The sequence below is a fragment of the uncultured Clostridium sp. genome, assembly GCF_963527835.1.
Lineage (GTDB): Bacteria > Bacillota > Clostridia > Clostridiales > Clostridiaceae > Clostridium.
Genome location: NZ_CAURTC010000037.1, coordinates 23,241 through 37,504, shown reverse-complemented (window position 1 = coordinate 37,504; position 14,264 = coordinate 23,241). Strand labels below are relative to the sequence as shown.

The following is a 14,264-nucleotide window of genomic DNA, read 5'->3' as shown; positions in this document are numbered from 1 at the left end:
CATTACGGACTTTCACCGATTAGTACGTGCCCATGCTGGGCACACAATAATAAAAAAGATAACCCTTATAAGATTATCTTTTTTCTAAACATCCAATATTTATTTATCATTTACTTTTATATCAACTACCAAATTAGTATTCATAGCCACTTGACCCTCTATCCCCATAGAATACTTAACATCAATAGTTCCACCCTTTTCATTCATATCTATATCTAAATTTTTAGTATCTACATTCAATTTAAGAATTCCATATGGAGTTTTATATAAAGATGTTGTTTTCATTCTTTTTTTAAAATTCATCTTAGTTGTTGTTGATCCTTGTCTTTCTAATGTAAAAGAATTATTTCTAATAAAAATTGTTGTTTTAGTTCCTTCCATTCCTGATATCTCAGTTTCATCATATTCAACTCTAAATTCATTATCATCTATATAAAATTCGCCAGGTGATATAACTTCTATTAGCTTGTTATCATCCATAGAAGCATTACTTTTAACCGTTATAATAGCCTTCTTTTTCATATTCGTCTCCCTCTTAATTATAATATGATATTCCATCATACTATTATGTAAATAACTTTATATTATTATTTGTTTAAATTATATTCTTCTAATTCTTTTTGAGTAACAGAATCTACATTTTTAAAATTTTTAAATTCAGTAGATACATTTCCATATTTAACCTCTACAGATTCCTCATCTTTTCCCTTACTATATCTAACTGCAAATCTACAAGCCAAAGTTAAATCTTCTTCTGTTGGATTATTTCCAGCTGGAATTATAACCATCGCTCCATTAAATTTAGATGTAAGAAATACTAAATCTTCTTTTATTAATAATTTTTTAAATGCTTCACCTTCATCTGCTGTTCTAGAAACTATAATTTTAATATTATTAGGAGTAATAAAATGTCTTCCATATTTTAAAAGATCAATTTCTCTTTGAGTAACATCAGACTTTCTATTTACTAATTCTCTAAGTCTAATAGAATAGTTAGGTTCTGTTAATTTACATCCACCTGCTGGTGATGGATAATCTTTTATCCCCCAATTTTCAGCTAATTCCATTTGAATAGCTCTACTTCTACCAGATATTTTTAATAATTTTTCTCTATCTACTAAACCGTCAATTTCCATTTGAGTAGGATTTAAATTTTGAGCACATAAAGGACGTAGTATTTTATCAGAATACCCCGATTCTTTTTTTACTATATTAAGAGCTTGTCTATTTTGAGACATTGGACGCTGATTTAAAACTTCACCTGTAATTATGAAGTCAGCATTAAATTTTTCTAATAATTTTCCAGAATAATTCATCATCATTGAATGACAATCAATACATGGGTTCATATTTTTTCCCCAACCGTGTTTTGGATTTCTTACTAAATCAAAATGTTCTTCTGAAAAGTCTATAACTTCTAATTTTATACCAATTTGTTCTGTCATTCTTTTGGCATTTTCTTCATTAAAGAAATATGATTTAAAACAGATCCCTATAACTTCTATACCTTGTTCCCTTATTAACTTTGCTGCCAATATGCTATCAAGTCCCCCTGATATCATAGCTAATGCTTTTGCCATATATTAATCCTCCTATTTATAAAGTACTGTTTATTACTATTTGAATAAATTATCTATAACTTCCACTACTTTAAATTTAATTTTTATACTATCTTTTGAATCCTTTTTATTAACTTCTTCTTTTATTTTATTTTGGGTTTTTTCGTATTCAATTTTTGCTTTTGACTCATCTACGAAACATAACGGTGGGAACATAACACACCACCAATTTCTTCCTTCTCCACTTCCTATTATAATTCTGAAAGCCTCATAGTTTCCTTGGGGCAATACTATATTTCCATAAGCTTTTTCCGGAAAATTTTCTCTAGATAATTCAATATTAACATCATAATTATAATTATTTTCTTTAATCACTTTTTCTGCAATTGATCTTACTTCTTCAATATTATTTTTTATTATTTCTCTAGACTCATCAAGAGAATCAGACTTATTTAAATAAGGATATAGATAATTTATAACTTCATCCCTAACTTTTAATTTTAAACTTTGATCTTCATTTGTATCACTGTTTGCTATAACATGAAATCTTATTAAAGAATTCTTTACCTCTTCATAATTTAACTCTTCCGAACTGTTATTATCTACCATAGTAGAACTTGTACACCCCAAAACCAATGTAGAAAAAATAATTATAACTACTAAACAACTTAATACTTTTTTCATAATCTCACACTCCTATACTTGAAATATTTTCCAATTATAGAGAGTTTTATTCAACTTATTTTTAAATTGTTCTAGTTATAAATACATCTACATATTTTTCTTTCATTTTTTCATAACATTTTTGAGCTTTTAACATGTCATCAAAGAAACCAAATACTGTTGGGCCGCTTCCACTCATCATGCTTCCTAATGCCCCACATATATTGATTTCCTCTTTTATTGTAGAAATAATTTTATATCTACCTAGAGTAACATTTTCAAGTAAATTTTTCATATTATTTGCTATAAAATCAATATTATTTTTTTCAATATTTGATATTAATTCATTAGTTTTAGGATGAAAAATAACCTTTGATAAATCAAAAGCCTTATAAACTTCTTTAGTGGATACTCCAAATGGAGGTTTTACCACCACTAAAATTTTATCTCTAAACGGCTTTAATTTGGTAACTTTTTCTCCAATTCCTTCACATAATGCAGTACCACCACAAATACAATATGGCACATCTGCACCCAGCTTTAATCCTAAATTCATTAACTCCTGCTGAGGTACATTTATATTAAACATCTTATTCATAATTTTCAAAACTGCAGCTGCATCGGTACTTCCACCTGCTAATCCAGCCGAAACTGGTATATTTTTTTCTATATTTATATAAATGCCACTTTTTATATTATAAGTTTCTTTAAATAATTTAGCCGCTTTATATGCTAAATTTCTTTCATCTGTAGGCACATAAGATTTATTACATTTCAGTTTTATTCCACTCGGAATCTTTTCAACTTGAACTATATCATATAAATCTATATTCTGCATTATCATTTTTAATAAATGATACCCATCTTCTCTCTTACCAATTACATCTAAAGAAATATTTATTTTTGCATAAGCCTTAACATTCATTTTTCTTTGCCCCTTCTAAGTACTTTAGGCACTTTAAAGAAGATAATTTATATTCAGTTATTTAAGTAAAATAAAAAAATATCAAACTAAAATTACTGAATGCTTACGTTCTTTCAAATGCCTTAGTAACATTCTATCATAGGGAAAAAATCCTGTCTAATTAAGAATAAAATATTTCTTTTATAAATTAGATAACTTTAAATCCAAGGAATTATTTGAATCTTTCTTGTTAATATATTTTACTATCGATTCTAAATCTTCAAAAAATACTACTATCGTATCGCCTTTTTTGCTTATCATTAATGCCTTTTCTAAAGCTTTTATTTCATCTAAACATACATGTATTTTAGAATTTTTATTTTCCTTTAATACACCATTTTTTAGTAATGAAGCAATCTCGCCTTGTTCTCTTCCTCTTCTATCTTTGTCTTCTTTTATTATTATTTTATCCAACATTTCAGAACATATTTTACCTATTTCTATAGCTATATCATCACATCTGTCACCTGGAATTCCTATTACACCAATTAAATCTTTGTCTTCTTTTATTTTACATAAAGATGATAATACAGCTTTATATCCTTCTATATTATGACCATAATCTAATATTATTTTTCTACCTTCCATTTCATAAATATTAAATCTCCCATTATTGTTATTTAAATTAAAGCTCATTATGCCTTTTGAAATCATACAGTAATCTATATTCATACCTACTAAAGCTCCACAAGCAGCCATTATATTTTCTAAATTATATTTTAATAAACCATTATAAGAAAGCGGTACGTCATTTATAGAACATATTAAATACTTTTTATGATTGTTTACTACAACTATATTATCATCTTCTATAAAGACAGATATTCCACCATCAATTATATTTTTTTGTATTAATTCATTATCTTCATATTTTGAGAAAAATATTTTATTAGCTTTAATTCTATTAATTATAGTTTTACTCCATTCATCATCAGCATTTAATATAGTGAATCCATTTTCTTTTACCGCTTCTCCAACTAATGCTTTAACAAAACTCAACTGCTCCATAGAATTAATACCATCCAAACCTAAGTGGTCATTGGTTATATTAGTTATTACAGAAACATCTGCAATATCATACGCTAATCCTTTTCTAATTAATCCACCTCTTGCAGTTTCTAGTACAGCTATATCTACATCTCTATTTAATAATATTGTTTTTGCACTATTAAAACCCGAGTCATCACCTTTATGAATACATTTGTTATTAACATATACTCCTTCAGTTGATGTCATTCCTACACTGTACCCCATTTTGCTTAATACATGATTAATCAACCTAGTTGTTGTGGTTTTACCATTTGTTCCTGTTACAGATACTATTGGTATATTTTTAGGATTTTCACCATACATCATATTAATTATTGCCTTTCCAACATTTCTTTCAATTCCTTTAGACGGAAAATGATGCATTCTTATTCCTGGTGCTGCGTTAATTTCCATAATAACACCATTATTTTTAGCTATATCACAAGATATATCATATACACATATATCTATTCCACATATATCTAACCCTAATGTTTTAGCAGCATTTATACAATGATTTATATTTTCCTCACATATATCATCTGTACAATCAATAGCTATGCCCCCTGTAGAAATGTTAGCATTTTCTCTTAAAAATACTTTTTCCTTATCTTTAGGTATATAACTAAGAGATAAATTATTTTTATTTATATATGAAATTAATTGATCATCTATTTTTATTTTAGTTAAAGGTTTTTCATGATCCTCACCTCTTAGAGGATCCTTATTAATATTTTTTATAAGTCCCTTTAAATTCTCTTTTCCATTTCCTATTACAAAAGGTGGTATTCTTAATGATACTGCTACAACTTTATAATCAACTACACAAACTCTATAATCATTTCCTTCAATATATTTTTCAATTAATATATCTTTGAACTTATCTTTCAAATCATTATATGATTTAATTAATTCATTTTCATTTTTTATATTTAAATATATTCCATTACCTTTACTACCATATTGAGGTTTTAGAACTACTGGATATTCAATTTTTTCAGCACACTTTAATAAATCAATTATATTATGAACTTTTCCACCTAATGCTACTGGTATATTTTGATTTTCTAGTAATTGTTTTGTTAAAAGCTTATCGCAAGAAATATCTACTGCAACACAACTTGTTGTTCCAGAAATAGCAGCTTCTATTACTTTTCCTTGTTTACCATATCCTATTTGATAAAAACCACTGTTGCCTAACTGAGTTATAGGCATATTGTATTCTTTTGCAGCTTTGCAAATAGCATTTGTACTAGGTCCTATTTCATCTGAATTTAATATCTCTTTTATTAAATTTATTCTTTCTTCAAAATTTATTGGGGATTGAGCTATAAGAGCATTTATTAAATCAACAGCTAATCTAAAACATTCCATAGCTGTTTTAGCATACTCATATTGAAAAATTATGTAATATCTGTCTCCTTGTATCTCTCTAGCTTTTCCATAAGCTACTTCTATTCCTAATCTATTTTGCAATGCAATTGTTATATGTTCACATATATGTGCTAAATAAGTTCCTTCTTTAAGCCTTGTAACAAATCCACCATCCTCATCTATACCACATCTATGTGCATGCAATTCCGGTACAAGTTTTAACAAATTAAAGTTAAAATTAGGTATATCTTTACTTGGAGTTTCACAATATCCCTGTAAGTCCACATCTATTCTTATGCATTTTTTATGAGAATATATATTTTTCCCTTCATATATCCTTTCCTGTACTACTTTCATTACTTAATTTATCCTCCTCAAAAGGTAACTTTTTTATAAGATCAAATTTTTTACTATTAGTTAAAATATGTAATTTAACATTATACATACTTAAAATGTCTTCTCCATAAAGTTCTGAAACATTTGTATATGTGATTTCACTTCCATCAATAAAATATACAGCACCTGCACCTATTACTTCTACTTTTCCTTCTTTATTAACTATTATCGCTGTATTTTCATCTATTCCTATACCTAATACTTCTGGATTTTCTGCAATACCAGTTAATAATCTACCAATTCTTCCTCTTTGAGCAAAGTGCTGATCGATTATAACATCTTTTATAAGTCCTAGACCGGGAGCCATTTTCAGAGTACATTTTCTTGGAGATTGTTCATCTGATCCTTCAACTATCATCGTATCACTCATAACTGATGCTCCAGCTGATGTTCCTACAATAAATATTCCTTTTTCGCACGCTTCCTTTAATGCTGAATATATAGGACTTCCTCCAATTAAGCTAGTTATTCTTAATTGATCTCCACCTGTAAAAAATATTAAAGATGAATTTTTTATAAGCTCTACATTTTCTTCATTAAAAGAATCCATTCTTTCACTAATATCTAATACTCTTATATTTTTAACTTTTAATTCTCCAAAAGCTTTTTTATACTTATTCGCTGCTTCTTTTGGATACTCTGTTGCAATGGTCGCAATTAATAAGATATCCTTATCTTTATCTATTGAAGCACATACTCTTTTTAAAATTTCTTTCTTCCCCTCTTTGTCTTCTCCTCCTCCAATTATTATCAGATTTCCATTTAAATTTTCATTCAAATTTTATCACCTCATATCATATGCATTAGATATTGTTTCCATCAAAAAAATAATTATTCAAAAAAATAGAAAAAGGCTTCATTATTGAGCATAATGAAGCCTTTTTCTATTGTTTCAATCTACATTTTAGTACATTCTTTATATCTTAGTATACATATCAAATAAAAGTTTAATTTTATTTATTTCTATATCATAAGCTTTATATCATAATATTAGTATTATTTTTAGAATATGGCTCTTCCAGGAATTATAAGTTTTTTGCCACATTCAATATTATCTTGATCTTCTATCTCATTTATCTTTATTAAATTATCTACTGTAGTATTATACTTTTTAGCAAGATCCCATAAAGTGTCTTCTTCACCTACAACATATATAGTGACACTAGATTTTTTTTCTGGTACTTCTCCTTCTTGCTCTATAACATCACATATAAATTGTTTTTTAACTTCATAGCATATCTTAGCACATAACATTGCAGAAGCCTTTATAGCTATTGTATTTGCTTCTATAGTTGCTTCTATACTCTCAAGATTGCATTTTATTATTGCTTTCATTCCCTTTTTAGCACCTTGCATATCTATTATTGAATTTAATGGTATCTCAGCCTTTACGTTAGCAAGGTACTTATCTTGATCGCTTGTTTTATATAACACATCAACTTTTAATATACCTTCTACAATAATTTTATCAGTTTCAACTTGTTTATCAGATATTAATATTGTTCCATTAGAACAGATTATTTGCTCTGGTATTAAATTATTTTCATTTAATGCTATATTGTCCTTAATAATAATTTCTGAACTATTTGTTCCTTGTATAGCACCTAATTCATACTCTTCCTTTTTCAATTCTATTGGGAAATTAGGACAATATGCATCTTTTATTACATCAACATTTTCTTTTGAAAATACCTTCATATTTGCTTTCACCATAAATTCATTATTTATTATTCTTACTTCCCCTAAGTCATCTTCTTCTAACATCAAGTCATTGTTTTGAATATTATATGATACAGAATACATCATATCTGAATTAACACCTTTTACTTCCTCTTCTTTTGATAAATAAACATCATCTTCAATACAAATTATCTCTTTAGATTCATCACCTTTATAAAGAATATTTAATTTACAATAGCAACTTAGATATACTTTATCTTCCAATATTTTTATTTCTTTCTTATGAAGTAATAATGAACATTTTAGAATTTTACTAATTTGAGGTTTGTCCATTCCTACTCTAATATTAGATTTTCCAACTAATTCAACTTCTTCATTTGCACTAATTCTATTAATTTTTTCAGTCTTTTTTAAAATTTCTATATCATCTGTTCCTTCTATATCTTTAACGAATTCAAATTCACTACTTTTATACATTTCCCAATATATTTCAAAAACACCTTGGATAGATATTTTTCTTTCATTCATTATAGTAGCTTCAATATGTTCCACTTTGCATTCTAATTCACAAACGATTTTATGTTCTTCTTGGTTCAAATCAATATTGCTACTAAATTTTTCTGTATAGCTAACAGAGTTTACAACCATCCCCTCTTCTCTAGCTAAATACAAAACTGTATATTCAACTCTTCCTTCTAAAGCAATTTTATCACCAACAAATTCCTTACTAACTATTACAGGTCTAGCTTCAACAGTTAATATCTCTTGAACATCTGGATGCGTATCTGGAATTAAATACTCTTCTTTTAAAACACAATCTGAATTACTCTCTTTTATTAGTTGTTCAAAGCCTATACTTTCTTTTATTGCATCTATTTGTGACATAACATATCCCTCCTATAGAATTTCTACTATTATTTATATAACACTTAATATGATTTTATGAATAAATAATATATTTTTTTCTAATTTATATTTACCAATAAATTTCAGAATCTTTAAATTATTTGTCGTAAAAAAAAATTTTATGTTTTTTGTTGATAAATATGTTGACATATATTATATTTTGTCGTATTATTGTAATTGGTTATTGACCATATAACCTCTCATAAATTCTCAATACCCTTTTATACCATAGTTGAAAGATGGAAACCCACCATCTTTCTTTTTTTATGCTTTTAAATAAATCTATTGCCTATCTTGTTATCATTTATACAAAAAAAATTTTACTATAATATGTTACAGTTCAAAACTTCTGTAATTTTAAACAAAAAAAACTTCGATTTAATCGAAGTTTATACTGATTGCGGAAATACCAATTGTACCGTCTTTGTTAATACATCTGAGTAACTATATGTCACAGTCCTTGGGGTGTCAGTCTTTAGTTTTATTACAAATATGCTATCATATACGCTGTCAATTACTCCATCATTAACTAGAATCTTTTTTCTTCCTCCATTAGCTCTTAAGGTTACTTTATCACCTACGTGCTTTTCTATGTCTTTTTTTATTGAGGAAATTGTTTTTATTGTTTCCATTTAAACACCCTCTTTCTAATTTTAAATTATACATGGAAAAGAGGTTTTTGTCAAGTAAAATTTATATTTTATCATTTATACATACGTTTTGTCAATGTAAATATATTGAATTCTCCATTGTTTTTTTCTCTTCTTGGTCTTATTATTTAGGTTTAGGTCTTATTTTATTCATTTTTTATAAATTATTTCTAAATGAATGGTGATTTAGGATAACCTTCTCTATATTTTCCTCTTGTTTGTAATCCTCCTATCCCCTTTGTACCTGTTATTGTATTCTCTATAACATCTCTAATAGAAACTATTTCATCTATTCTTGTATAAGCTATTTTTTCACAAACAAAAACCGGATCTAAGCAATGAATTAAAACTCTGCTTGGAGATGATGCAAAATTGGCTCCTGCATCAAGCATACATTCATAACAGCTTTGACATGCTCCTGCAAATATAACCAACTCATCATAACTAGAATTGTAGTCTCTTAATGCCTTAATTGATTCCAAATAATATTTAGAATTTCTATAATTATTTAAATCTAAATAATTTCTAGAGTCTTTTAAAACTCCATCATGACCTGTTAAAACTACTATATCCGGTTTTATCTCCCTTACTAAATCGACTATAACACCAGGTTGTTTACTCTCAGGAATACACCTTCCAACTGCATCTAGTGATAATTGCTTGTATACTTTCAGGCAAGTCTCCATATAATCGCTATCGCCATCTACATGAAGTATTTTTCCTGGTCTACCAAACATAAGTTCATTATCATGCTTTATCTTTGGTGCTTTATTGGTTTTTTCCCTAAAATCAGTCCTTACAGATAATGCTTTTTTTATTGCATCATTTACTCTTGTATTTAAAATTTTATCTTGTGAAGCAATAAATTTATCATTAACTTCCTCTAAATCTTCTTCTGAAGAATCAGCTATAATTCTTATACTTATTCCCTTTAAAATAAACACATTTTTTCCATCTTCATCTTTAATATCTATTATTTTAAATGTAACATCTTTATCATAAGACTTTCTTACTACTACATCTCCTATATCCATTTTTTCTCCTAAAATATTAGTATAATTTATATTATGATGGTAGAATTAAAAGTTTCTTATGTAGCAAAATAAAAGCAAAGTACCTACACCACGCTTCAATGGACAATTGACAGTTCACACTGAACAATCTTGGTATAAATCTCTACGAGATTTTTAAAAATATATTTTACCAAAAATTCTATAATTTCTTTTACAATAAGCTATATTTTAAATATGTGTTGATATATGCAATAGGTAAAGTGGCATTGTAATTGGACTTTGAGAATACTTAATGAGTAGTGTTACATTTACTGCTTGTCTCATTTTTATATTGGGAGCAAGCTAAAATGGGACTATACTTATTTTAGTATTCCTAAGTTCAATTACTCAGTCCACTTTGCTTATGCATATATCAACACACTGCTAAAACATAGCCTTACAATAAAATAAGTCCTATTAATATAAGAACAACTTATACTAATAGAACTTTTTCCTATTATATTCATCACTCAATATTATACTCTTTTTTGAATTCATTTAAGAATGATAAGAATTTGTCTTTTTCTTCTATTATTGAACTTAGCTTATTAGTAAATGTATTTTGTCCCCAATTAACTTCATTGTAATAATACCTATTCGCTAGTCTCCAATATCTTTGCGGAAATTGTAAATATGCATATAAAACTTTATATTCATCATCTCTAAGCTTAGATACTGAATTATATGATTCAATAATAGCTTTAGCAAAATCAATATTCCAATCTACTCTTTTTAAAACTTTTATCATAAAATTGCTTATATCAAAAGTTCTAACTTCTCTCTTGCAATAGTCAAAATCTATTATATGTGGTTTTTCATTATTATCTATAATGATATTATGATAAGTAAAATCATGATGGCAGAATGTTTTTTCTTGTTCTGCAACCATACACAATTCATAGTAATTTGACTCCTTTAATGTTTGTAGGGCTTGTTTACCTAATTCTCTGTAAAATTCTACCGATTTTAGATACATCATATCAAAATCATTTTTTATATTTTTCTTTCTTATAATGTCTTTCATTTTGTCTAAAGATTTTGTTCTCTTTTCCATTAAATGGGGCCATCTGCCTAAATCACTCTTTAGCTTTGAATTTTCAGGTGGATCATATCCTTTAGAAGCTTCATGCATACATGCCAAAGTTTTCGCTGCCATTTTCACCTCATCAATATTTCTAAAATCGCACTCTCTTCCTTCTAACCATTCTGATAAAGTATATAAATCCTCATTTACTAGTGCATATGGTTCATCATTAATATTTAAATAATATCTATCTAAATCACTAAAACCATTCTTTATTAAATGTTCTTTTGCACCATATACAAATAATAATTTTTGAGGTCCATAATTTATCCTCTTTAAACATCGTTCACCTTTGTTAGTCTTAAGATAGTAAACACCCTTATTAGCCTTAATTATTTCTATCTTAATATCAAACTGCCTTTCAATTTCAAATTCCCTCATCATAGTGCTCACCTCCTTTATAATTTATATGTGCATATTACTTCTTTTATTAACATTTTTTATATTCTTTTAATATAATAAATTAACATGAATTCTTTGAAAGGATTAAATAATGCGAATAGGAATAGATGGCAGAGCTGCGAAATGGTATAGAGGCACTGGTATTGGCACATATACTCATGAATTAATTAGAAGCTTAAATACTATTGATAATACTAATAATTATTTGATATTTATGCCAAAGTGTGATTCTCTAAATAATCTAAATACTAACTTTTCAATACAAAATGTAGAATCAAGTGACTCTTATGATAACTTCTGGGATGAAATTAAAGTTCCTAATATCTTAAATAATTCAGATATGGAAATTTATCATGTACCTCAAAATGGAATTGGTATTTCTAAAAATATTAATTGCAAAAAAGTAATTACACTACATGATATTATTCCACTTAGAATGCCTGAAACTGTTAGTGATAGATATCTTAGAATCTTTAATGACGAATTACCTGGTATACTAGAAAATTGTCACGGTATAATTACTGTCTCTGAATTTTCTAAAAATGATATAGCTAACGAGTTTAATTTTCCAAAGGAGAATATATACGTTACACCTCTTGCAGCAGAAGAAATTTATAGACCATTAAGTAAATGCCAATGCAAAAAAATAGTTAGTGAAAAATACCACATAGATGATAACTTTATTCTTTATGTAGGTGGATTTAGTCCACGAAAAAACATATTAGGATTAATTGATGCATACTCAAAACTACCTTATAGCACAATAGAAAAAACTAAACTTGTTATTGTCGGAAAGAAAGGTCAATCATATTTTAAATATAAAAAACGTGCTGAAAAATTAGGAGTATCCTCTAATGTAATATTCACTGGTTTTATTCCTCTTGAAGATATGCCTCTATTTTACAATGCAACTGAAGTTTTAGTTTATCCATCATTCTATGAAGGATTCGGACTTCCTCCCTTAGAATGTATGGCCTGCGGTACACCAGTTATAGTATCTAATGTCACATCCCTTCCAGAGGTATGCTATGAGTCTGCTCTATTAATAGATCCTAATAATATAGATGAATTGTCTTATGATATTCAAAGAGTATTAGAAAACAGCGTTTTAAAATTAACTATGGTTAATAAAAGTTTAAAAAGAAGTTCTAAATTCTCATGGAATAAAACTGCTTATGAAACTATAAATGCCTATAAATCAATATTAACTGAAAATAAAACTTCAATAAAGTAAATTGGTTATATCTAAATTTAATGTTGATATTGTAATTAAGTTTCTTTAATATTTTTTTCTTAAATTGAAATTTATATTATACAAACTTTTTACAATATCAATAATATTTTTAAACATATATACTAAAAAAGCTGCCTCAAATAATTTTGTGGCAGCTTTTTAGTATTCTAATCTCAATTACTCCATCCATTTTTCTTATGCATATATCAACACTCTGATAAAACATAACTTTTATATTGTTCTATAAATTCTTTTCTAAATTGTTCATTATTTAATTTTGAATTAAACCTATTTAAATAAACTTCATAATCCCATTTCTTTCTCTTGTAATAATAATCTCTGGATATATTATAAAAATCTCTCGGAAAATATAATAATATATATAATATTTCCTTTTCTTCTTGCATCAAAGGTAAAACTTCTTCATAGGAATTTATTGCTAACAACATCTTATCAATATCAAATGCAGAATTTTTTATAGATTTTAATATGAAATCTGCTATATCTATTATTCTTAAATCTATAGTTAAAAAATCAAAGTCTATTATACTTACATTCTCTTTCTTTATTAAAAAGTTATGATATGCCAAATCATTATGACATAATGATATGGTTTGTCCTTTTTTTCTTAAATCAGTATATTTACTTCTTGAAAGTAATTCTTTAACAGCTATAATATCTTGCAAATATTTATCAACATTATTAATAAATAGATTATCAAACTCGTTCTTATATTTATATTTACTTACTAGCTCTTTAAAGAAACTAAGTTCATCATATGCTTTCCTAAATTTTATCTCTAATGATTCATCTAAAAAATCTTCATTTAACTTTTTTATTAATTCTTCTCTAATACCACTAGAAGCCTTATGCATTAATGCAATATTCTCAGCACATAATTTTATCTCTAAAGGGTTTGTAAAGCATGCTTCTCTTCCGTCTAATAAGTCCATTACAACATAAGTTTTATCTTTCCAGGTCTTATATATTGAACCATTTTCAAACTCACTATAAGCTATTATATTATTATACTTATCTTTTATATAATTTAATGATTCATTAATTAAAATTAATTTTTTTTCATTACAGTCTACTTTTTTTAAAATTTTATTACCATTATCGGTGTATATTATAAATACATTTCTTACTGGACTTATATCGTTTATGTTAATCCCTAATTCATTAAAAAATTCGAAACTCAAGTCATAATCACATAGAGAATTCCTCTCAGCATATCTAATCCTATTCATTTACATCCTCCCTACAAATAA

12 protein-coding genes are annotated in these 14,264 nt (G+C 26.8%); 1 reads left to right on the top strand and 11 read right to left on the bottom strand.

Features of this window, described 5'->3' with window-relative positions; translation table 11 throughout:
* Positions 1-99: 99 nt before the first annotated feature.
* The 10 genes from RYM86_RS15040 to RYM86_RS14995 all read right to left on the bottom strand — a co-directional run bounded on the left by RYM86_RS15040 (position 100) and on the right by RYM86_RS14995 (position 11,741).
* Positions 100-522, bottom strand: a complete 423-nt coding sequence (locus RYM86_RS15040) for a DUF1934 domain-containing protein (RefSeq protein ID WP_315081499.1) — start codon at positions 520-522, stop codon at positions 100-102.
* A gap of 65 nt (positions 523-587) precedes the next feature.
* On the bottom strand, positions 588-1,580 hold the full coding sequence (locus RYM86_RS15035) for a tRNA 4-thiouridine(8) synthase ThiI (protein WP_315081498.1): 993 nt from the start codon (positions 1,578-1,580) through the stop codon (positions 588-590).
* 36 nt (positions 1,581-1,616) lie between these two features.
* On the bottom strand, positions 1,617-2,243 hold the full coding sequence (gene spoIIR / locus RYM86_RS15030; RefSeq protein WP_315081497.1) for a stage II sporulation protein R: 627 nt from the start codon (positions 2,241-2,243) through the stop codon (positions 1,617-1,619).
* Between the two features lie 61 nt (positions 2,244-2,304).
* Entirely contained in the window at positions 2,305-3,147 is an 843-nt protein-coding gene (gene ispE, locus RYM86_RS15025) for a 4-(cytidine 5'-diphospho)-2-C-methyl-D-erythritol kinase (RefSeq protein WP_315081496.1), read from the bottom strand.
* A 180-nt stretch (positions 3,148-3,327) separates the two neighbouring features.
* Positions 3,328-5,946, bottom strand: a complete 2,619-nt coding sequence (gene cphA / locus RYM86_RS15020; protein ID WP_315081495.1) for a cyanophycin synthetase — start codon at positions 5,944-5,946, stop codon at positions 3,328-3,330.
* The gene (locus RYM86_RS15015) at positions 5,918-6,763 is read right to left on the bottom strand and encodes a cyanophycinase (RefSeq protein WP_315081494.1); all 846 of its coding nucleotides are present in this window, start codon (positions 6,761-6,763) and stop codon (positions 5,918-5,920) included. The genes cphA and RYM86_RS15015 overlap by 29 nt, the downstream gene beginning before the upstream one ends.
* Positions 6,764-6,987: 224 nt before the next feature.
* The gene (locus RYM86_RS15010; protein ID WP_315081493.1) at positions 6,988-8,550 is read right to left on the bottom strand and encodes an SPOCS domain-containing protein; all 1,563 of its coding nucleotides are present in this window, start codon (positions 8,548-8,550) and stop codon (positions 6,988-6,990) included.
* A gap of 410 nt (positions 8,551-8,960) precedes the next feature.
* Positions 8,961-9,203, bottom strand: a complete 243-nt coding sequence (locus RYM86_RS15005) for a Veg family protein (RefSeq protein WP_315081492.1) — start codon at positions 9,201-9,203, stop codon at positions 8,961-8,963.
* A gap of 188 nt (positions 9,204-9,391) precedes the next feature.
* Positions 9,392-10,255 (bottom strand): sporulation peptidase YabG, encoded by an 864-nt coding sequence (gene yabG, locus RYM86_RS15000; RefSeq protein ID WP_315081491.1) that lies wholly within the window; start codon positions 10,253-10,255, stop codon positions 9,392-9,394.
* A gap of 484 nt (positions 10,256-10,739) precedes the next feature.
* Positions 10,740-11,741: a CotS family spore coat protein gene (locus tag RYM86_RS14995; protein ID WP_315081490.1), complete on the bottom strand. Its 1,002-nt coding sequence runs from the start codon at positions 11,739-11,741 to the stop codon at positions 10,740-10,742.
* 109 nt (positions 11,742-11,850) lie between these two features.
* Between RYM86_RS14995 and RYM86_RS14990 the strand changes: the two genes are divergently transcribed.
* A complete protein-coding gene (locus RYM86_RS14990) occupies positions 11,851-12,993 on the top strand; it encodes a glycosyltransferase family 1 protein (protein ID WP_315081488.1) in 1,143 nt (380 codons plus the stop codon).
* A 206-nt stretch (positions 12,994-13,199) separates the two neighbouring features.
* Here the strand turns inward: RYM86_RS14990 and RYM86_RS14985 are convergent, their stop codons facing one another.
* Entirely contained in the window at positions 13,200-14,243 is a 1,044-nt protein-coding gene (locus tag RYM86_RS14985; RefSeq protein WP_315081487.1) for a CotS family spore coat protein, read from the bottom strand.
* Positions 14,244-14,264: the final 21 nt, after the last annotated feature.